This is a genomic window from Microbacterium aurugineum (genome assembly GCF_023101205.1).
Taxonomy (GTDB): Bacteria; Actinomycetota; Actinomycetes; order Actinomycetales; family Microbacteriaceae; genus Microbacterium; species Microbacterium aurugineum.
The window spans coordinates 1,912,839-1,932,982 of record NZ_CP078078.1 but is presented as its reverse complement, the minus strand read 5'-3'; the positions used below and the strand labels follow the sequence as shown (position 1 = coordinate 1,932,982).

Here is a 20,144-nt window from a genome sequence, read left to right as displayed (position 1 = left end):
TTGTGACGCACTACATATATCTGGTTAGACACGGTGAACATCAGGACGCAGAACATGGTCTCGCCGACGGACCCCTCTCCCCGCGGGGGCAGCGTCAGGCGGAGCTGATCGCCGACCGGTTGTCCGGCCTTCCGCTCGATGCTGTGTGGCATTCCCCGCTCTTGCGGGCCAACGAGACGGCGCGGGCGATCGCCGCGCGACTGCCCTCGGTCGACCCCGCACCGACGGCACTGCTCTTCGACTGCGTGCCGACCGGGATGACCGAGGACACTCCGTCTGCGTTCGAACCGTTCTTCGGGTCGGTGACCGAGGCGGAGATCGAGGCGGGGCGCGCACAGATGTCGGATGCCGTCAACGAGTTCCTCGTTCGCAAGACCGGCGATGTCCACGAGGTGCTCATCACCCACAACTTCGTGATCTCCTGGTTCGTCCGCGAGGTGCTCGCGGCGCCGGAGTGGCGCTGGATGACCTTGAACCAGTCGCACTGCGGCCTGACGGTGATCGCGCAGAAGCAGGGACGGCCGTGGACGCTGCTCACGCACAACGACACCGGTCACCTGCCGGTGGAGCTGCGCACCGGAATTCCCGACGCACTGCTCGTGTGAGGTCGAGCGCTCCCCGAATCGGGTGCGATGCGGTCCCGCGCGCCCCGCATGGCGGGCGATGTCCGCGAAATAGACTGGACGCATGACCACGCAGGTAGCACTCGTCGGCGGCACCGGGAAGCTCGGACAGATCATCCATGCGGTGGTCGACGAGCTCGAGGGGTTCGAGGTGAGCCGTGTGCTGACCTCGTCGAGTGAACTCTCCGAGCTGGACGGCGCCGGCCTCGTCATCGATGCATCGACGCCGCAGGTGAGTATCGATGTCGTCCGCGCCGCCGTCGAGCGTGGGATCAATGTGCTCGTCGCGACCTCGGGGTGGTCTGCCGAGCGGATCGCGCTGGTGCGCCCCCTCGTCGAGGCGGCCGGGACCGGCGCGGTCTTCATCCCCAACTTCTCGCTCGGATCGGTGCTCGGGTCAGCCCTCGCGGCGGCGGCGGCCCCGTTCTTCGGCTCCGCGGAGATCATCGAGGCGCATCGCGAGACCAAGATCGATTCGCCCAGCGGCACGGCCGTGCGTACCGCGGAGCTCATCGCGGCCGCGCGCGCGGAGCAGGGGCCGGTCAGCGCTCCGCACGCCGATCAGCGCGCCCGGGGGCAGCAGGTCGGAAGCGTGCCCATTCACTCCTTGCGTCGCCCCGGTGTCGTCGCCAAGCAGGAGGTCATCCTGTCCGGACCGGGGGAATCGCTGACGTTCACCCATGACACCACGGACTCGGCGCTCGCCTACGCACCCGGGATCCGCATCGCGGTCCCGTTCGCGCGAAGCGCCGCCGGCGTGGTCGTCGGCCTCGAGCACATGATCGACATCGGCATCCGCTCGTGATGTCGCGGATCGGCGTCGCGCTGATGGCGGCGGCGCTGCTCGTCTACCTTGCGGTCGCGATCTGGCTCGCCGTGATGTTCATCTCGGTCAGCACTCCGATTTCGATCGGCATGGGCATCACGCTCCTCGTGCTGGCTCCGATCGGTGCCTGGGCGCTCGTCCGGGAGATGATGTTCGGCTTCGGCGCGGACCGCCTGGGGCGACTGCTCGACGCGGAGGGAGGAATGCCTCCGGTGGAGACCGAGCTGACGCCGAGCGGGCGTATCGCGCGCGCCGACGCAGACCCCCTCATCGCACGGTACGCAGCGGAAGCGGACGCCGCGCATGATGACTGGCGTGCACGGTACCGCCTGGGCGTCGTGCAAGACGCCGCCGGACGCCGGAAAGACGCCAGAGCCAGCATCCGCGAGGCGATCCGCCTCTTCCGTCGGCCCTGACGTCGGGTTCGACGATCAGGCGAGCGTCGCCTCGAGCGTGATCTCGATGCCCGCGAGCGCCTGAGACACCGGGCACCCGGTCTTCGCTCCGTTCGCGATCTCCTGGAACGCCTCCGGAGTGAGGTTCGGGACGGTCGCGTTGACGTTGAGGTGGCTGCCGGTGATGCCGACACCGGGCTTGAAGGTGACGGACGCGCTCGCGTCGACTCGCTCGGGAGGCGTGCCGTTCTCGGCCAGGGCGTGGGAGAGCGCCATGCTGAAGCACGAGGCGTGAGCGGCAGCGATGAGCTCTTCCGGCGTGGTCGTGGTGTCGCTGCCTTCGCTGCGGGCCTTCCAGTTGATCGGGAAGGTGCCGAGCTTCGACGAAGAGAACGCCACGGTGCCCGACCCCTCCATGAGCGATCCTGTCCAGGTGCTGGCGGCTTCGCTGGTGACGGGCATGGTTCCTCCGGTTCTCGTGCCCCGAGGGATGAGGGGTCACGTCGCGGCCAGCCTATCGACGGTTCGGTTCGGAGGGAACCGGAATCACGCTGCGGGGGCTGTCCGGCCGATCACGCCGACCCGCTGGAGCAGCAGGTACATCTGGCATCCGAGGCAGAAGCCGAACGCCGCGTTGAGGAAGGCGGCGATGAAGGCGGCAGCGGTGGCGATCGGCAACGCCCAGGGGACCCCGACGAGGTGCAGAACGAGACCGACGCCGACCACGAAGAGGCCGACCCCCTGAGAGAACCGAGGCGGTCGCGGATCTTCAAGCTCCGCAGGTGGCGCGAGCCGAGGGCGCACCAGCGCGCGGAACAGGGCACCCCAGGGGGCCGTCCTCGGCGAGACGAGGGCCCATAGGAACAGCAGGGCGATGATCACCGTGAGCAGGAATCCCGGGTCCAGGGCACGGTGAACGAGGGGCGTTCCAGCCACGGCCCATCCGCCGGGGACGAAGGTCGCGCCGGTCGACGGCTGATAGGCGTACCAGCCGAACGTCGCCGCGCCCGCCTGGGCGGTGGATATCCCCGTCAACGCCAGGAACGTGGCCACGAGCAGCAGTGTCGCGGTGATCGTGGCCGCGAATCGCGGACCGCGGGGGTCTATGCGCGCGTGTGTGGTCATGTGTGCTTCCAGTCTTCGCGCCTCAGACGGCCGCGACCGCTTCGGTGAGTGCATGACGGTGGGGGACACCGTGGAATCGTGCGTGGACGGTGCCCGAGCCGTCGATGACGAAGGTCGTCGGCGTCTGCAGCACCTTGTACCGTGCCGAAAGGTCGGGGCGGTGCGTCAGATCGACCTCGATGTGCGCGAGCCCGTCGTCGCCCGACGCATAGGAGTGCAGCAACCGTCGCACCTGCGGGCAACGGGCACAGGTCTCGGTGCTGAACTGCACCAGTGTCGCGCGGGAGCCGAGGGCTGCCGAGGGGATGTCCGTGGCATCGAACCGGAGCCTGCCCCCGTCGCGCCGCCGCCCGTCGCGCCGACGAACCACGACCCCGACCGCCGTGGCGAGCACGAGGAGACCGAGGACGATCACGAGGGCGAGCACGGGCGACATGCGTCGAGAGTACGCCGTCCTCGTGGGATCGGGAGTCGATGTTTCCGATGATGACGAACGGGCTTTCCGCGGTGCAGGATCCGCCCCGTGACGGGAGCGGGAAGGTATCGTGGCTGTCATGAGCGCCGCCGTTCCGACCCCCTACGAAGATCTGCTCCGCGATGTCGTGGAGACCGGCACGCACAAGTCGGATCGGACGGGTACCGGCACGACGAGCGTCTTCGGGCGGCAGATCCGCTTCGACCTCGCGAAGGGCTTCCCACTCATCACGACGAAGCGCGTGCACTTCAAGTCGATCGCGTACGAGCTGCTCTGGTTCCTCCGAGGGGATTCCAACGTCGGATGGCTGCGCGACAACGGCGTGACGATTTGGGACGAATGGGCGGACGAGTCGGGCGATCTCGGCCCGGTGTACGGGGTGCAGTGGCGCTCCTGGCCGACTCCCGACGGCGGCAGCATCGACCAGCTCTCCGAGGTCATCGAGCAGATCCGGCGCTCGCCCGATTCCCGTCGTCTGATCGTCTCGGCGTGGAATCCTGCAGATATCCCCGACATGGCCCTCGCGCCGTGTCATGCGCTCTTCCAGTTCTACGTCGCGGATGGAAAGCTCTCCTGTCAGCTGTATCAGCGCAGCGCCGACATGTTCCTCGGTGTGCCGTTCAACATCGCCTCCTATGCGCTGCTCACCCTGATGATCGCGCAGCAGGTCGGCCTGGAGCCCGGGGACTTCGTGTGGACCGGCGGTGACTGCCACGTCTACGACAATCACGTGGAGCAGGTGCGCGAGCAGCTCAGCCGCGAGCCCTACGCGTACCCGACCCTGCGACTGGCGAGGAAGCCGGAGTCGATCTTCGACTACCGGTACGAGGACTTCATCGTCGAGGACTACCAGCATCACGCGCCGATCCGGGCGGCGGTGGCCGTATGACGTGGGTCGGGCTGATCTGGGCTGAGGCGCGCGGCGGCGTGATCGGAGCGGAGGGCGGGATGCCCTGGCACGTTCCGGAGGATCTCGCTCACTTCAAGGACGTCACGCTCGGGGCACCGGTGGTGATGGGCCGGAAGACGTGGGACTCTCTTCCCGAACGGTTCCGCCCGCTCTCCGGGCGCGACAACATCGTGATCACGCGCCAACAGGACTGGAGCCATGAGGGCGCTCGACGGGCGGCGACCGTCGCCGAAGCAGTCCGCGGGCTGGACAAGGCGTGGATCATCGGGGGCGCGGAGATCTTCCGTCAGGTCATCGGCGACGCCGATCGCCTCGAGGTCACCGAGCTCGACATCGACGTCGCCGGAGACGCCTATGCGCCCGCCACGACCGGCTGGCGACTCGTCGACGAGGGCGAGTGGCAGACATCGCGCACCGGCATCCGCTACCGCTTCCTCGGGTACGAGCGCTGATGCCCACCGCATTGATCACCGGAGCCAGCGCGGGGCTGGGAGCTGAGTTCGCGCGCCAACTGGCACGGCGTCGAGCTGATCTCATCCTGGTGGCGCGGACACCCGAGACGCTGGAGGCGCTGGGGACGGAGCTGCGCACGGAGTACGGTGTCGCGGTCGAGATCCTCGTCGCCGACCTCGCGGTGGAGAGCGAGGTCGAGCGCGTCGCCGCCCGATTGCGCGACACCTCCGACCCGGTCGACCTCCTGATCAACAACGCCGGGTTCGGTCTGCCGCTGCAGTTCGCGGACAACGACATCGACGACGAGGTGCGACACCTCCGCGTGCACGTCGAGGCGTCGATGCGCCTGATGCACGCGGCGCTGCAGACGATGCGCGGGCGCGGTGGTCGCATCATCAACGTCGCCTCCGTCGCCGGGTTCATCTCCCGGTCGACCTATTCGGCATGCAAGTCCTGGCTGATCGGCTTCAGCGGCTGGGCGAATGCGGAGTACGCACGAGACGGAGTGAGTGTCACCGCGCTGTGCCCCGGATTCACGCACACGTCCTTCCATGAGCGGATGGGTCTGGCCGTGGGGGAGGAGGGTGTGCCCGCGATCATGTGGCTGAATGCGCGCGATGTCGTCCGTACCGGTCTGCGCGATGCGGCGCGCGGCAGAGCAGTATCCGTTCCGTCACTTCGGTACAAGGCGATCGTGGCGCTGACGCGTGTCCTGCCTCGCTCATTCACGTCCGGCGTCGCTCGGCGCGGTCGCGTCTGAGGCCGACAGGAGTCGACGAGAGACGTGCGCAGGCCCGGGGGACGCGCTCGGACCCGTGCGCCCCGAGGAGAGGTGCATCTGCGTCACCGCGTCCGCGGGACCACCGGTCGAACCTATACGCTGGGCTTATGACGCACTCGGGCAACCCTTTCGGACAGGTTCTCGTCGCGCTCGTCACTCCGATGACGGCCGACGGTGAAGTCGATTGGCCCGCTGTCGAGAAGCACATCGATGACGTGATCACCGCAGGTGCGGACGGCATCGTCGTGACGGGAACGACCGGCGAGACCTCGACCCTGACGGACCCGGAGAAGCTCAAGCTCGTCGAGGTCGGCAAGTCCGTTTCGGCGGGGCGCGCGAAGATCATCACCGGCGGTGGCTCCAACGAGACGGCTCACGCGATCGAGCTCTACAAGGCCAGCGAGAAGGCCGGCGCCGACGGCATCATGATCGTCACGCCCTACTACAACAAGCCGACGCAGGCCGGAATCCTCACGCACTTCCGGCTGGTCGCCGACGCGACCGATCTGCCGGTGATCCTCTACGACATTCCGGGGCGCACGGGTGTGCCGATCAAGTACGAGACGATTCTGCGTCTCGCGAAGCACCCGAACATCCTCGCTGTGAAGGACGCCAAGGGCGACTTCTCCGAGGTGAGCCGCGTGCTCAACCAGACCGACCTGATGTACTTCTCCGGCGACGACGCGAACGTGCTGCCGCACCTCGCGATCGCTGCCACGGGCCTCATCGGCGTGACGGCCAACGTCGCGGCGGCCCCGTACCGCACGATCATCGATGCGGTGAACGCGGGTGACCTCGCCACGGCGACCGCGGAGCACAAGCGCCTGGAGCCGCTCGTGCGTGCCGTGATGACCCACGTGCCGGGAACGGTCGCGGCGAAGTACATCCTGCACGGACTCGGTCGCATCTCGAGCCCGCGCGTCCGCCTTCCCCTGGTCGGCCCCGAGGAATGGGAGGCCGCGCTCATCGAGGATGAGCTCGACCTCGTGCAGAACGTTCCCGGTGCGGACTTCTCGAACTTCCGACCCGACCGCAATGCGGCTGCGGGTGGTGCCCTGCCGAAGGTGCACGGCACGACGCGCTGAGTCGCGTCGCCACGAACGAACGGACGCGCGGAGTGTCCGACTGAGGAGACAGCATGTCCATTCCCCTGGTAGAACCGACCGCTCTCGACGAAGGAACGCTTCGGGTCATCCCGATCGGCGGACTCGGCGAGATCGGTCGCAACATGACCATGTTCGAGTACGACGGCAAGATCCTGATCATCGATTGCGGTGTGCTCTTCCCCGAGGAGCACCAGCCTGGCGTCGACCTGATCCTTCCGGACTTCGAGCCCATCCGTGACCGCCTGGACGACATCGTGGGCGTGGTGCTCACGCACGGCCACGAAGACCACATCGGCGCCGTTCCCTATCTGCTCCGGCTCAAGAGCGACATCCCCCTGATCGGTTCGGGCCTCACCCTTGCACTGGTCGAGGCGAAGCTCAAGGAGCACCGCATCAAGGCCTTCACGCTCACGGTGAAGGAAGGTCAGCAGGAGCGGGTCGGCCCGTTCGACCTCGAGTTCGTCGCCGTGAATCACTCGATTCCGGACGCGCTGGCCGTGGCGATCCGCACCCCGGCGGGAATGGTCCTCGCCACCGGTGACTTCAAGATGGATCAGCTGCCGCTGGACGGTCGCATCACCGATCTCCGGGCTTTCGCGCGCCTCGGCGAAGAGGGTGTCGACCTGTTCCTCGTCGACTCGACGAACGCCGACGTCCCCGGGTTCACGCCGACGGAGCGCTCGATCGGCCCCGTGCTCGACCAGGTGATCGCGAAGGCGCCTCGTCGTGTCATCGTCGCGAGCTTCTCCAGCCACGTCCATCGCGCGCAGCAGGTGATCGACGCAGCGTACGCCAACGGCCGCCGTGTCGCCTTCCTCGGGCGCAGCATGGTTCGCAACATGACGATCGCCGAGCAGCTCGGCTATCTGAAGGTGCCGGACGGGGTGCTCATCGATTTCAAGAAGGCGCGCGACCTGCCCGACGAGCAGATCGTCTACATGTCCACGGGCTCCCAGGGTGAGCCCATGGCGGTGCTGAGCCGCATGGCGAATCTGGACCATGCGATCGAGATCAGCGAGGGCGACACCGTCATCCTCGCCTCCAGTCTCATCCCGGGCAACGAGAACGCCGTCTACCGTGTGATCGACGGACTCACCAAGCTCGGTGCGAACGTCGTCCACAAGGCGAATGCGAAGGTGCATGTCTCCGGACACGCCGCCGCCGGCGAACTGATCTATTGCTACAACATCCTCAAGCCGAAGAACGTCCTCCCCGTGCACGGGGAGTACCGGCACCTGATCGCGAACGCCAAGCTCGCGCAGGACACCGGCATCGCAGAGGAGAACACGATCATCGCCTCGAACGGCACCGTGATCGACCTGAAGGACGGCGTCGCGAAGGTCGCCGGTCAGCTCGACCTCGGATTCGTGTACGTCGACGGCTCCACCGTCGGCGAGATCACCGATGCCGACCTCAAGGATCGTCGGATCCTCGGCGAGGAGGGCTTCATCTCCGTCATCGTCGTCGTGGACGCCGGCACGGGGCGCATCATCTCCGGTCCGGAGATCCACGCGCGCGGTGTCGCCGAGGACGACTCGGTGTTCGACGACGTCACGCCGAAGATCGTCGCGGCGCTCAAGGAAGCGTCGGGCAACGGCGTCCGTGACACCCACGCGTTGTCGCAGGTCGTGCGACGCACGATCGGTCGTTGGGTCAACCAGCGGCTGCGTCGTCGTCCGATGATCGTGCCGCTCGTCATCGAAGCGTGAGTGCAGGGGAGTCGTCTCCCCACTCACGGCTGACCGTCATCCCGATGTAACACCGGCGCCCTAGGCTCACGTCATGTACAGGGGTTTCTCCCTCCGCAGGGCGGCGCAGACGGATGCGATGTTCCTCGGCGATATGCTCGTCGAGGCCGCCAACTGGCGTGCCGGGGGAGTGCGTCCGCGGCACGAGGTCTTGACGTCGGCTGAGCACCGGCGCTATCTCGCAGGGTGGAAGAGGTCGGCCGACGACGGACTGGTGGCCACCGGTGAGGACGACGTGCCCGTGGGCGCAGCCTGGTATCGCGTGCTTCCGCAGAATGCGCCCGGGTTCGGTTTCGTGGGTGTCGCCGTCCCGGAGCTGATCATCGGGGTGCATCCGCTGTGGCGGGCACGCGGTGTCGGGCGCACCTTGTTGCGCGGAGTCGTGGAGCTCGCGGGGTCCCAAGGTCACTCGCGGATCAGCTTGAGCGTGGAACGGGACAACTTCGCACGCAACCTCTATCGCGCGGAGGGGTTCGTCGTGGTGGGGCAGGGCTCAGCGCGCGACACGATGGTCCGTGCCACCACCTAGTCGATGCCCTCCCGGATCCGCGGAAAGCCGCGTCATTACGCGGTGATGTCGGCTGTTGGACGTAACGTGAGAGCATGGCCAGGAGTTCCACGAAGACAGAGCGCGCGTCGACCAGCGCACCGTCGCGCCCCAAGCGGCAGACGGCTCCCAAGGCCCAGCCCGCTCCGAAGAAGTACATCGACGAGGCCGAGAAGCCTCCGATCGTCGTCCGTGCCTGGGTCGGATTGGCACACGGTGTCGGCGGACTCTTCCGCGCGTTCGGGCCGGAGACGCTCGAGAAAGACGATCGCCGCGACGGATTCCCGTTCTTCCTGGTCGTGCTCGCCGTCCTCGGAGCGGTCAACGAGTGGTTCTTCATCGGCAACGAGGTCGCCGCGAACATCAGCGCGTACTCCGTCGGCGGGCTGATCGGACGCGTCGCCTTCGTGATGCCCGTGCTTCTGCTTCTGCTGGCCGGATGGCTGTTCCGCCACCCGTCGTCCGTGCATGACAACGGTCGCATCGGTATCGGGTTCGGGCTCTTCATCCTGACGCTAGCCGGCTTCTGCCACGTGGCCGGCGACGGTCCTCAGCCCAGGGAGGGAATGCTCGCCCTGAGCGAATCCGGCGGCCTCTTCGGCTGGATGCTCGGTCAGCCGCTCAGCTACCTCACCGACATTCCCGCCTACATCGTCCTGTCGCTGCTCGCCGCGCTGAGCATCCTGATCCTCACCAAGACCCCTCCCAACCGCATCGGCTCCCGACTCGGCGACCTCTACGCGTGGATGTTCGACGCCGAGCGCCCGGAGAAGCCGGCGAAGGATGCGGCGATCGACGACGCCGACAAGGTCGACGACCCCGACGTGCTGCCCTGGTGGCGGCGGAACAAGTCCGGGCGCGAAGAAGACCCCGACGAGGGCACCCTCGGTTCCGACGACATCACCGCGCTGCTGACGACGTCCGAGCCGACCCCGGCGTACGACCAGGCGGTCGTCGTCGAGAATCCTTATGACGCCGCCACCGAGGTTCTCTCGGACGTGCGCTCCGTTGCGGATTCCCTCGCCGAGCAGCAGAACACAGCGCTGCTGGATGACGCGTCCGACACCGGCGAGGTCCCCGAGCTCCCCGGCCTGGACGGATTCGGGACCGCGGGCCCGGGGGATCGTGGTCCTCAGGCTCCCGTCACCCCGTACGTCCTGCCGTCTCCGGGACTGCTGGTCGAAGGGCCGCCGCCCGTGATGCGCTCCGAGGCGACCGACAAGGTGATCGAGCAGATCACGAGCGTGCTGTCGCAGTTCAAGGTCGACGCGAAGGTCACCGGATTCTCGCGCGGCCCGACGGTCACGCAGTACGAGGTCGAGGTCGGGCACGGCGTCAAGGTCGAGAAGATCCTGCAGCTGAGCAACAACTTCGCCTATGCGGTCGCCTCGAACGACGTCCGCATCCTCTCGCCGATCCCGGGCAAGAGCGCGATCGGGATCGAGATCCCGAACGCCGACAAGGAGATGGTCGCGCTCGGCGACGTTCTGCGCTCGCCCGCCGCGCAGAAGAGCACGCACCCGATGACGATCGGCGTCGGCAAGGACGTCGGCGGCAACATCGTGATCGCGAATCTCGCCAAGATGCCGCACCTCTTGGTCGCCGGCTCGACCGGCTCCGGTAAGTCCAGCTTCGTGAACTCCATGATCACCAGTCTGCTCATGCGGGCGCGTCCCGCCGACGTGCGCATGGTCCTGATCGACCCGAAGCGTGTGGAGCTCACCAGCTATGCCGGCGTTCCGCATCTGATCACGCCCATCATCACGAACCCGAAGAAGGCGGCCGAAGCGCTGCAGTGGGTCGTGAAGGAGATGGACATGCGGTACGACGACCTCGCGTCGTTCGGCTTCCGCCACATCGATGACTTCAACCGTGCCGTCAGGGCCGGTGAGGTCGAGCTGCCGGTGGGCAGTGAACGCGTTCTCAAGCCGTACCCGTACCTCCTGGTTGTGGTGGATGAGCTCGCAGACCTCATGATGGTCGCCCCGCGCGACGTGGAGGACTCGATCGTCCGCATCACTCAGCTCGCGCGCGCTTCCGGTATCCACCTCGTCCTCGCGACCCAGCGTCCGAGCGTCGACGTCGTCACCGGTCTGATCAAGGCCAACGTGCCGTCGCGTCTCGCGTTCGCGGTCACCAGCGTCACCGACAGCCGGGTCATCCTCGACAGCCCGGGAGCCGACAAACTCATCGGTCAGGGTGACGCGCTGTTCTCGCCGATGGGTTCTTCCAAGCCGTTCCGACTGCAGGGCGCGTGGGTCGACGAGAAGGAGATCGACGCCGTCGTCAAGCACGTCACCCGCCAAGCGCGCCCGGACTATCGTGCCGACGTGCAGGAGGCGATGGAGCCGACCAAGAAGAAAGAGGTCGACGAGGACATCGGCGACGATCTGGAGCTGTTGCTCGCCGCGGCCGAGCTCATCGTTTCGTCGCAGTTCGGGTCGACGTCGATGCTCCAGCGCAAGTTGCGTGTCGGTTTCGCGAAGGCCGGTCGCCTGATGGACCTGCTGGAATCCCGCGAGATCGTCGGGCCTTCGGAGGGTTCGAAGGCGCGGGACGTGCTGGCCACGGCTGAGCAGCTGCCGCAGGTGATGGCGAAGCTGCGCGGCGAGGACGTTCCTGCCGCCTCCGCCGCGCCGACGGCACCTGCCGCCCCGCCGGTCCCACCGATGCCTCCGGCCCATGATCCGATCGCGGCCCAGTACGACGGTCTTCCCGAGGTGGAGGCCGAGGGCGACGAAGACGCCTGGGGCCTGACGGGGCGTGACTGATGGCCATCCCGCGGCAGCTGCCCAATGCCATCACGGTCGCGCGGATCCCGCTCGCCGTCGTGTTCTTCGTCCTGCTGCTGCTCGGAGGAACCTACGGCCTGGCTGAGCCCGGACTGCGCTGGGCCGCTGCGATCATCTTCATCGTCGGCATCTCCACCGACTGGGTCGACGGCTACCTCGCTCGCAAGTACGACATCGTCAGCGATTTCGGGAAGCTCTGGGACCCGATCGCCGACAAGCTCCTCACCGGGGCGGGATTCATCGGTCTCGCGATCCTCGACGAGGTCAGCTGGTGGATCGTCGCGATCATTCTCGTGCGCGAGTGGGGGATCACCATCCATCGCCTGATGGTCGCGAGCGAGCATGTGGTCGCGGCCGCGTGGATGGGCAAGATCAAGACGGCGTTCCAGGGTGTGGCCCTGGGATGGGCGTTGCTTCCCCTGCACGTCCTCATCGGTCTCGAAGCATGGACACTGGTGACGTTCATCCTGATGATCATCGTCTTGCTGCTGACCGTGGCGAGTGGGATCGACTACATCGTGGCGCAGGTGCGCGGATCGCGGCAGAAGAGGGCATGAGCGAGACGAGCGCCGCCGCCGTTCTGTCGGCGCTCGACGAACGCGGGTGGACACTGGGAGTGGCGGAGTCCCTCACCGGCGGGGCGCTGTGCGCAGAGGTCGTCTCCGTCCCCGGAGCCTCCGCCGTTCTCCTCGGCGGTGTCGTGGCCTATGCGACCTCCGTGAAGGCGACGGTGCTCGGCGTCGACGCCGAGCTTCTCGCCCGGCGCGGTCCGGTGCACCCCCAGGTCGCGCTGGAGATGGCCGGGGGTGTGCGGCGAGTGGTGAGCGTAGACGATCGGCCCGCGGATGTCGGCGTGTCCACCACCGGCATCGCGGGACCGGATTCGCCGGACGGACAGCCCGTCGGTACCGTGCACATCGGTATCGTGACGCCGAACGGAGCGCAGGCGAGAGAATTCCGCTTCCGCGGCGACCGGGATTCGATCCGGGCGCAGACGGTGGCTGCGGCGCTCGAAGCACTGCTCGACCTGGTCGCGGAATAGTGTCCGCCCCGGTCGGGTTATCAATGATGTGCTCACATTCAAACCACAGAGTGCAGGGGTAGATTTCGTGCAGGCCAGGCGTACTAGACTGGCTGTCCTATCGGGGGAGACCCCGAACGATCACACGGGGAGGAGGTTCCGATGATTCTTGTACGACAGGAAATCGGCGATGTGCTGAGGGACTTCCGCCTGCAGAAGGGGCGCACGCTCCGGCAGGTTGCAAGCAAGGCGTCGGTTGCGCTCGGCTACCTCAGTGAGGTTGAGCGTGGGCAGAAGGAAGCCTCGAGCGAGATCCTCGCATCCGTCGCCGATGCTCTCGATGTGCCCATCTCGACGATCATGCGCGAGGTCGGAGACCGCATCTCGGTTCTCGAGGGTATCCAGGTCTTCCCGGATGTCGTTCCGGACGACCTCGTGGCGTCGATCGAGCCTCAGCTCTCGTTGCACTGAGCAGGGTGCTGGAGTGACGATGCGTCGTAGCGAGTTTCTGCGCGCGGTCGACACCGAATTCCAGGCGCGAGCATCGTCATTGGTGAACGATCTTGGACTCTCGGCTCTTCGTGGTCGCACGGCGCTCGAGGCGTTGGCCGACGGGACGCCGCCCCGTGAGATCTGGCTCGCACTGTGCGTGGAGATGGACGTCCCGGAGAACCGGCGTCACGGTGTCGGCCGTCTGGAGCCGCGCGGGCACTGATTCCGTCGGAGATGTCCGCGGGTTACGGCACACGGTGTGCGATCGGCGGCGTGTCGTCGAATATTCGTTCGAAGAGAGCGTAGTCTTCTGCACAGGTGGTTCAGAGCTGTGATTGTCCACCGAACGTGAGTTTGCCGAGACGATGTCGGTGGCCCCTCGTACGGTGGAGAACAAGCCGAAGAGCCATACGCCTTGTCGGAGAGTCACTCCCAACCGGGAGGGCCGCGACAGCCTACAGGCGGCACCACGCGCGCAGAAGGAGCACATCATGCCATCACCCGCAGACCGCGAGAAGTCCCTCGAGACCGCCCTCGCCCAGATCGACCGTCAGTTCGGAAAGGGCTCGGTCATGCGGCTGGGCAGTGATGAGCGCGCCCCCGTTGCGGTCATCCCGACCGGCTCCATCGCGCTCGACGTCGCCCTCGGCGTCGGCGGACTCCCGCGTGGTCGAATCGTCGAGATCTACGGACCGGAGTCCTCGGGTAAGACCACGCTGACGCTGCATGCGATCGCGAACGCACAGCGCGCCGGCGGTATCGCGGCCTTCATCGACGCGGAGCACGCTCTCGACCCCGACTACGCAGCGAAGCTCGGTGTCGACATCGACGCGCTCCTGGTGTCGCAGCCCGACACCGGTGAGCAGGCGCTCGAGATCGCCGACATGCTCGTTCGATCCGGGGCGATCGACCTGATCGTCATCGACTCCGTCGCCGCGCTCGTGCCGCGCGCCGAGATCGAGGGAGAGATGGGTGACTCGCATGTGGGGCTGCAGGCTCGACTCATGTCGCAGGCGCTTCGCAAGCTGACCGGTGGCCTGAACCAGACGAACACCACGATGATCTTCATCAACCAGCTCCGCGAGAAGATCGGTGTCTTCTTCGGCTCGCCCGAGACCACGGCCGGTGGTAAGGCATTGAAGTTCTACGCGTCCGTCCGGATGGACATCCGTCGTATCGAGACGTTGAAGGACGGGACCGACGCTGTCGGTAACCGCACCAGGGTCAAGGTCGTGAAGAACAAGATGGCTCCGCCTTTCAAGCAGGCGGAGTTCGACATCCTCTACGGCGTCGGCATCTCACGCGAAGGCAGCCTGATCGATTTCGGCGTCGAGCATGCCATCGTCAAGAAGTCGGGCTCGTGGTACACCTACGACGGCGACCAGCTCGGGCAGGGCAAGGAGAACGCCCGTACGTTCCTGCTGAACAACCCCGATATCGCTCTCGCGATCGAGACGCAGATCAAGCAGAAGCTCGGTATCGGTGCGCAGCTCGTCGCTCCTGACGCCGCTGACGAGCTCGCCGAGCGTCGTCCGGCCTGATGAATGACACACGTGGGGGCGATTCCGAGCGGATCGCCCCCATCATTCCTCTCTTCGGCGGTGCTCGCCCTCAGGGGGACCCCGGCCGGAGCGCTGCGGCAGGAAGCGACGTCGTCTCGGAAGCCGAGCCCGGTCACACGAACGACGCCGGAGCGTGGCGATCGACGTGGGACACTCCGCCTCGCGGATCCGCGCTCGGTACGACGTCCGATGCGCGCACGCCCAGTGACCGCCATCCCGCCCGAGGAGCATCTGCGAGACCGGGAGCCGGGCGAGCAGGCGAGGCGAGCTCCGGCTCCCGTCTCCATGCGCTCGACACATCCAACGAGGTGTCGGGTGGCGACGAGGTTGATCCGGACGAGGCCCGTACCGCGGCCGAGGAGTCGCTCGTACGGAAGCTGCGATCCCGCTCGCTGTCGGTTTCCGAAGCGCGTCAGATGTTGCGGGGACACGAGCTCGACAGCGCCTCGATCGACGAGGTGATCGAAGACTTCGGACGCAGAGGCTACCTCGACGATGCCGCTCTCGCCGAGGTTCTGGTGACGTCGGGAGTAGAGCGGAAGGGGCAGGGGCGCGTCGCACTCTCCCGGGCGCTGGCCCAGCGGGGCATCCCGCGCGAGGTTATCGACGTCGCGCTCGATGAGCTACCCGACGATGACGACGAACGCGCTCTCGAGTTCGCTCGGAGCAAGGCTCGTTCGCTCGCCCGGTTGGACCACGACACGGCGCTTCGGCGTCTGATGGGGCAGCTCTCGCGTCGCGGCTACAACGGATCGACAGCGATGAAGGCGGCGAAGACGGCATTGCAGGAGGCGACGTTCGGCAGGGCGACCTCGGGCGTCCGATTCGTCGACTCGGACTGAGATCCCGACGCGGCACACGCGTGGAATCGGCTCGTACAATGGGTTGATCATGACTATTCCGCGCAGTGAACCGACGATCATCAGTGCGTCGTCGGCGGCCGTCGACGACGACGGGCGACAGCGATCCTACGAAGTCCGCACCTTCGGGTGTCAGATGAACGTGCATGACTCCGAACGGCTCTCCGGCTCGTTGGAGAGCGCCGGCTATGTGCGTGCGCTCGACGGCGCCGAAGCCGATGTGGTGATCATCAACACCTGTGCCGTGCGAGACAACGCCGCCGGCAAGCTGTATGGCACGCTGGGGCACCTCGCCTCGGTGAAGCGACGCAAGCACGGCATGCAGATCGCGGTGGGCGGGTGTCTGGCACAGATGGACAAGCAGGCCGTCCTCGACAAGGCTCCGTGGGTCGACGTCGTGTTCGGAACCCACAACATGGGCTCATTGCCCGGCCTCCTCGAGCGCGCACGCCACAACGGTGATGCCGAGCTCGAGATCCTCGAGTCGCTCGAGGTCTTCCCGTCCACGCTGCCGACGAAGCGCGACTCCGCGCACAGCGGCTGGGTATCCATCTCCGTGGGCTGCAACAACACCTGCACCTTCTGCATCGTCCCCAGCCTGCGCGGCAAGGAGAAGGATCGTCGTCCTGGCGACATCTTGAACGAGATCCGTCTCCTCGTGGATGACGGCGCGATCGAGGTCACTCTGCTCGGGCAGAACGTGAACTCCTACGGGGTCGAGTTCGGCGATCGTCAGGCGTTCGGCAAGCTTCTCCGCGCGGCGGGCGAGATCGACGGACTCGAGCGGATCCGGTTCACCAGTCCGCACCCCGCGGCATTCACCGACGACGTGATCGATGCGATGGCCGAGACGCCGAACGTGATGCCGCAGCTGCACATGCCGCTCCAGTCCGGAAGCGATCGCATCCTCAAAGCCATGCGTCGTTCGTACCGCAGCGAGCGTTTCCTCGGAATCCTCGATCGGGTCCGCGAACGAATCCCGAACGCGGCGATCACCACCGACATCATCGTCGGATTCCCGGGCGAGACGGACGAGGACTTCGAAGACACCCTGCGCGTCGTCGAACAGGCACGATTCTCCGCCGCGTTCACCTTCCAGTATTCGATCCGCGAGGGCACTCCTGCCGCCACGATGGAGGACCAGGTGCCCAAGGAGATCGTGCAGGAGCGGTACAACCGACTGATCGCCCTGCAGGAGCGTATCTCCCTGGAAGAGAACCAGAAGCAGGTCGGTCGCGAGGTCGAGGTGCTGGTCTCGACCGGCGAAGGAAAGAAGGACGCGGAGACCCACCGGCTCACTGGCCGCGCCGAAGACAACCGGCTGGTGCATTTCGAGGTGACCGACGGCTCGGCTCTCCCGCGGCCGGGCGACGTCGTGACGGTCACGGTGACCCATGCCGCACCGTTCCACCTGCTCGCGGATGACCCGACCAGCGCTCCGCTGCGCATCCGTCGGACCCGCGGCGGCGACGCGTGGGATCGCGGGCAGGCCGAGTCCTGCGCGGTCCCGACGCCCGCGGCAGAGGGCGGCCCGCGACCGGTCTCGCTCGGCCTTCCCACGCTGCGCGTCGGAGTGTGAGCGACCCGCGCCTCTGGGCGATCGTCGGGGCGACCGGCACCGGGAAGAGCGAGCTTGCGCTCGATCTCGCGGAGGCGTTGCGTGCTCGGGGCAACCCGGCCGAGATCGTGAACGCCGACGCCATGCAGCTTTACCGTGGCATGGACATCGGAACCGCGAAGCTGCCCGTGGCAGCGCGGCGCGGCATCCCGCACCACCTGTTCGACGTGCGTGAGGTCGCCGACGAAGCGGCGGTGGCCTGGTATCAGCCGGTGGCGCGAGAGGCGATCGGTGCGATCCACCGGCGCGGCGGGGACGCGATCCTCGTGGGTGGATCCGGCTTGTACGTGTCGAGCGTCGTCTACGAGTTCCACTTCCCGCCACGAGACCCTGCGATCCGTGAGCGCCTCGAGCGCGAGTTGGAGTCCGCAGGCCTCGCCGGACTGCTCGAGCGTCTGCGTTCCCAGGATCCTGCGGCGGCGGCGAAGGTCGACCCGCGAAACAGCCGCCGCGTCATCCGAGCCCTCGAAGTCCTCGAGCAGGGGAGCAGTACACACGGCGCCGCCTTGCCGGAAAGCCCCGTGCTGTGGCACCCGCGAACCCGGGTGATCGGCCTGCACGTCGATCGAGCCGACCTGGTTTCTCGCCTCGATGCCCGCGTCGAGCGGATGTGGGAGGCCGGTCTCGTCGCAGAGGTCGCAGGCCTGCGGGAGCACGGCCTCGAGCGTGGTGTCACTGCTCCGCGAGCCATCGGCTATGCGCAGGCTCTCGCCCAGCTCGACGGGAGTCTGAATGAAGCCGCCGCCATCGCTCAGACGCAAGCCCTGACCCGCCGTTACGCACGTCGGCAGGTCTCGTGGTTCAAGCGGTACCCGGAGCTGGAGTGGTGGACCGCACCCGCGGACGCGGAGGCGCTCCTCGGAGCCGAGACCGCGTCGTCGTGACCGACCGCCTTCGATGTCGGTGAGTGGTGGGAGGCTGAGGGCATGGTCACCCATTTCTTCACCGCTTCCAGCCTCGACGGGTTCATCGCGACAGACGAGCATTCGCTCGTTTGGTTGCTGACGCAGGATGTCGATCCCGATGGTCCGATGGGGTACAACGCGTTCGAGAAGAACATCGGCGCCCTGGCCATGGGGTCATCGACCTACGAGTGGGTCATGCGACATGAAGAGGGTCGATGGGGATACAGCCAGCCGACCTGGGTGTTCTCCCACCGTGAGCTCGAACTCCCGGAGAACGCCGATGTGCGGCTGACCCAGCAGGACGTGCAGAGCATTCATGCCGAGATGTCGGCGGCGGCGGGCGATCAGGACATCTGGATCGTCGGCGGGGGAGACCTCGCGGGTCAGTTCGCCGATGCGGGGCTGCTGGACGAGGTCTGGGTGCAGTATGCGCCCGTGACGCTGGGCTCCGGCGCACCTTTGCTCCCGCGCAGGCTCGACCTCGAGCTCCTGGAGGTCGCGCGCAATCGGAACTTCCTGTGTGGACGCTATTCCGTGGTGTCGACGTGAGCGTGTCGAACGAGTCGCCGACCGACGGTGCGGCGGACTGGGCCGTCCGTCGGTTCGAACGCGTTGATACGGACGCCGTCGTCGCTCTCTGGGAAGAAGCCGGGCTCACGCGGCCGTGGAATGATCCTCGTGTCGACATCGAGCGCAAGCTCGCCGTGCAGCCCGAAGGGTTCCTCGTCGCGGTGACGAAGGACGACGAGGTGATCGGATCGGTGATGGCCGGGTATGACGGTCATCGAGGGTGGCTCTACTACCTCGCGACGGCAGCGTCTCACCGTGGCCTCGGAATCGCGCGAGCACTGGTGGCGGAGGCCGAGCGCGTGCTCGAAGCGATGGGATGCCCGAAGGTGCAACTGATGGTCCGAGAGGGCAATGAACACGTCCTCGGCTTCTACGATGCCCTCGGGTACGAGCGGTTCACCGTGGCCAACACGGGAAAGCGTCTCGTCTCCGACGCCTAGCCCCGCTCTCTAGACTGGGGGCATGGTCGCATTCACCAAAGGGCACGGCACGGGCAACGACTTCATCATCATCGCTGACCCTGACGGGGCACTCGATCTGACGGTGGAACAGGTCACCGTCCTCTGCGACCGCCACTTCGGAATCGGTGCGGACGGCATCCTCCGCGTTGTCCGATCCGAGGCGATCCCCGATGGCGAGGCCGCGCTGGCGGAGGAACCTGCTGCCGAGTGGTTCATGGACTACCGGAACGCCGACGGTTCGCTCGCCGAGATGTGCGGCAACGGCATCCGGGTGTTCGCGCACTACCTGGTTCGCTCCGGTCTCGCGACCATCGAGCCCGGATCCACCCTGCCCATCGCTACGCGGGCCGGTGTGCGCGACGTGACTCGAAGCGCGACCGGATACCAGGTCGACCTCGGCCGCTGGAAGCTCTCGGGCGACGACCCGCTCGTGCGTGTCGACGGGCTCCCCGTCACGCGTCCCGGCCTCGGGATCGATGTCGGCAATCCGCACGTCGTCGTGGCGCTCGCCTCGGAAGCCGAGCTCGCCGGCCTCGAGCTGCACCGCGCACCTGATCTCGATCCTTCGCTTCCCGAGGGGGCGAACGTCGAGTTCGTCGTGCCAGGGGAGCCGCTCGTGCGCGATGGCGTCGGGCACGTGAGCATGCGCGTCCATGAGCGGGGTGTGGGCGAGACCCTCAGCTGCGGTACCGGCGTCGCCGCGACAGCGCTGGCCGTGCGCTACTGGGCGGGGGAGAAGGCGCCGAACAACTGGCAGGTGGAAGTGCCGGGCGGCACCCTCGGCGTACGCATGTTCCCGGCCGAGGACGGGGAGCACGTCGCGCTCTCAGGCCCGGCCCAGCTGGTGTTCCAGGGCGAGGTCGACCTCGTCTGA

At 67.0% G+C, this 20,144-nt stretch carries 24 protein-coding genes; 21 read left to right on the top strand and 3 right to left on the bottom strand.

Translation table 11 applies throughout. The annotated features are described in order from the left end of the window. Positions 1-2: 2 nt before the first annotated feature. The 3 genes from KV397_RS09425 (at position 3) to KV397_RS09415 (ending at position 1,865) form a co-directional block, all read left to right on the top strand. Positions 3-605, top strand: coding sequence for a histidine phosphatase family protein (locus KV397_RS09425; protein WP_047519311.1), 603 nt, complete (start codon positions 3-5; stop codon positions 603-605). 82 nt (positions 606-687) lie between these two features. Further along, positions 688-1,428, top strand: a complete 741-nt coding sequence (dapB, locus tag KV397_RS09420) for a 4-hydroxy-tetrahydrodipicolinate reductase (protein ID WP_153243947.1) — start codon at positions 688-690, stop codon at positions 1,426-1,428. Further along, entirely contained in the window at positions 1,428-1,865 is a 438-nt protein-coding gene (locus KV397_RS09415; RefSeq protein WP_153243948.1) for a hypothetical protein, read from the top strand. Before dapB ends, KV397_RS09415 begins: the two co-directional genes overlap by 1 nt. Before the next feature lie 15 nt (positions 1,866-1,880). Here KV397_RS09415 and KV397_RS09410 read toward each other — a convergent pair whose 3' ends face one another. The 3 genes from KV397_RS09410 to KV397_RS09400 form a co-directional block, all read right to left on the bottom strand. After that, positions 1,881-2,306 (bottom strand): OsmC family peroxiredoxin, encoded by a 426-nt coding sequence (locus KV397_RS09410; RefSeq protein ID WP_047519305.1) that lies wholly within the window; start codon positions 2,304-2,306, stop codon positions 1,881-1,883. Between the two features lie 84 nt (positions 2,307-2,390). Next, positions 2,391-2,969: a DUF4395 domain-containing protein gene (locus KV397_RS09405; protein ID WP_261811146.1), complete on the bottom strand. Its 579-nt coding sequence runs from the start codon at positions 2,967-2,969 to the stop codon at positions 2,391-2,393. Between the two features lie 22 nt (positions 2,970-2,991). Continuing rightward, positions 2,992-3,405 (bottom strand): thioredoxin family protein, encoded by a 414-nt coding sequence (locus KV397_RS09400; RefSeq protein WP_261811145.1) that lies wholly within the window; start codon positions 3,403-3,405, stop codon positions 2,992-2,994. A gap of 118 nt (positions 3,406-3,523) precedes the next feature. On the opposite strand from KV397_RS09400, the gene KV397_RS09395 reads away from it, so the two are divergent. The 18 genes from KV397_RS09395 (at position 3,524) to dapF (ending at position 20,144) form a co-directional block, all read left to right on the top strand. Further along, the gene (locus tag KV397_RS09395; protein ID WP_131490865.1) at positions 3,524-4,333 is read left to right on the top strand and encodes a thymidylate synthase; all 810 of its coding nucleotides are present in this window, start codon (positions 3,524-3,526) and stop codon (positions 4,331-4,333) included. Beyond that, positions 4,330-4,806 carry a dihydrofolate reductase gene (locus KV397_RS09390; protein WP_261811144.1) on the top strand — a complete coding sequence of 159 codons (477 nt, stop codon included), beginning with the start codon at positions 4,330-4,332 and terminating at the stop codon, positions 4,804-4,806. Before KV397_RS09395 ends, KV397_RS09390 begins: the two co-directional genes overlap by 4 nt. After that, positions 4,806-5,567, top strand: coding sequence for an SDR family NAD(P)-dependent oxidoreductase (locus KV397_RS09385; RefSeq protein ID WP_047519297.1), 762 nt, complete (start codon positions 4,806-4,808; stop codon positions 5,565-5,567). The genes KV397_RS09390 and KV397_RS09385 overlap by 1 nt, the downstream gene beginning before the upstream one ends. A 128-nt stretch (positions 5,568-5,695) precedes the next feature. Continuing rightward, positions 5,696-6,673, top strand: a complete 978-nt coding sequence (gene dapA, locus KV397_RS09380) for a 4-hydroxy-tetrahydrodipicolinate synthase (RefSeq protein ID WP_261811143.1) — start codon at positions 5,696-5,698, stop codon at positions 6,671-6,673. A 53-nt stretch (positions 6,674-6,726) separates the two neighbouring features. Then, on the top strand, positions 6,727-8,403 hold the full coding sequence (locus KV397_RS09375) for a ribonuclease J (protein WP_261811142.1): 1,677 nt from the start codon (positions 6,727-6,729) through the stop codon (positions 8,401-8,403). 73 nt (positions 8,404-8,476) lie between these two features. Beyond that, the gene (locus tag KV397_RS09370; RefSeq protein ID WP_131490870.1) at positions 8,477-8,971 is read left to right on the top strand and encodes a GNAT family N-acetyltransferase; all 495 of its coding nucleotides are present in this window, start codon (positions 8,477-8,479) and stop codon (positions 8,969-8,971) included. Between the two features lie 74 nt (positions 8,972-9,045). Then, positions 9,046-11,760, top strand: a complete 2,715-nt coding sequence (locus KV397_RS09365; RefSeq protein ID WP_261811141.1) for a DNA translocase FtsK — start codon at positions 9,046-9,048, stop codon at positions 11,758-11,760. Then, positions 11,760-12,338, top strand: coding sequence for a CDP-diacylglycerol--glycerol-3-phosphate 3-phosphatidyltransferase (gene pgsA / locus KV397_RS09360; RefSeq protein ID WP_047519289.1), 579 nt, complete (start codon positions 11,760-11,762; stop codon positions 12,336-12,338). Before KV397_RS09365 ends, pgsA begins: the two co-directional genes overlap by 1 nt. Continuing rightward, complete coding sequence (locus KV397_RS09355; RefSeq protein WP_131490872.1) at positions 12,335-12,823, top strand: CinA family protein; 489 nt, start codon at positions 12,335-12,337, stop codon at positions 12,821-12,823. Before pgsA ends, KV397_RS09355 begins: the two co-directional genes overlap by 4 nt. 141 nt (positions 12,824-12,964) lie before the next feature. Further along, positions 12,965-13,273: a helix-turn-helix domain-containing protein gene (locus tag KV397_RS09350; protein ID WP_017830901.1), complete on the top strand. Its 309-nt coding sequence runs from the start codon at positions 12,965-12,967 to the stop codon at positions 13,271-13,273. Next, positions 13,218-13,517, top strand: coding sequence for a DUF3046 domain-containing protein (locus KV397_RS09345; protein WP_372492639.1), 300 nt, complete (start codon positions 13,218-13,220; stop codon positions 13,515-13,517). Before KV397_RS09350 ends, KV397_RS09345 begins: the two co-directional genes overlap by 56 nt. A gap of 268 nt (positions 13,518-13,785) precedes the next feature. After that, positions 13,786-14,835, top strand: a complete 1,050-nt coding sequence (gene recA, locus KV397_RS09340) for a recombinase RecA (protein WP_047519284.1) — start codon at positions 13,786-13,788, stop codon at positions 14,833-14,835. Beyond that, positions 14,835-15,698, top strand: a complete 864-nt coding sequence (locus KV397_RS09335) for a regulatory protein RecX (RefSeq protein ID WP_261811140.1) — start codon at positions 14,835-14,837, stop codon at positions 15,696-15,698. Before recA ends, KV397_RS09335 begins: the two co-directional genes overlap by 1 nt. Before the next feature lie 49 nt (positions 15,699-15,747). Beyond that, positions 15,748-17,295 (top strand): tRNA (N6-isopentenyl adenosine(37)-C2)-methylthiotransferase MiaB, encoded by a 1,548-nt coding sequence (gene miaB, locus KV397_RS09330; protein ID WP_261811139.1) that lies wholly within the window; start codon positions 15,748-15,750, stop codon positions 17,293-17,295. Next, complete coding sequence (gene miaA, locus KV397_RS09325) at positions 17,292-18,218, top strand: tRNA (adenosine(37)-N6)-dimethylallyltransferase MiaA (protein ID WP_131490875.1); 927 nt, start codon at positions 17,292-17,294, stop codon at positions 18,216-18,218. The genes miaB and miaA overlap by 4 nt, the downstream gene beginning before the upstream one ends. A 42-nt stretch (positions 18,219-18,260) precedes the next feature. Further along, entirely contained in the window at positions 18,261-18,788 is a 528-nt protein-coding gene (locus tag KV397_RS09320; RefSeq protein WP_261811138.1) for a dihydrofolate reductase family protein, read from the top strand. Between the two features lie 2 nt (positions 18,789-18,790). Then, positions 18,791-19,249, top strand: coding sequence for a GNAT family acetyltransferase (locus KV397_RS09315; protein WP_131491093.1), 459 nt, complete (start codon positions 18,791-18,793; stop codon positions 19,247-19,249). A 22-nt stretch (positions 19,250-19,271) separates the two neighbouring features. Further along, positions 19,272-20,144 (top strand): diaminopimelate epimerase, encoded by an 873-nt coding sequence (gene dapF, locus KV397_RS09310; RefSeq protein ID WP_261811137.1) that lies wholly within the window; start codon positions 19,272-19,274, stop codon positions 20,142-20,144.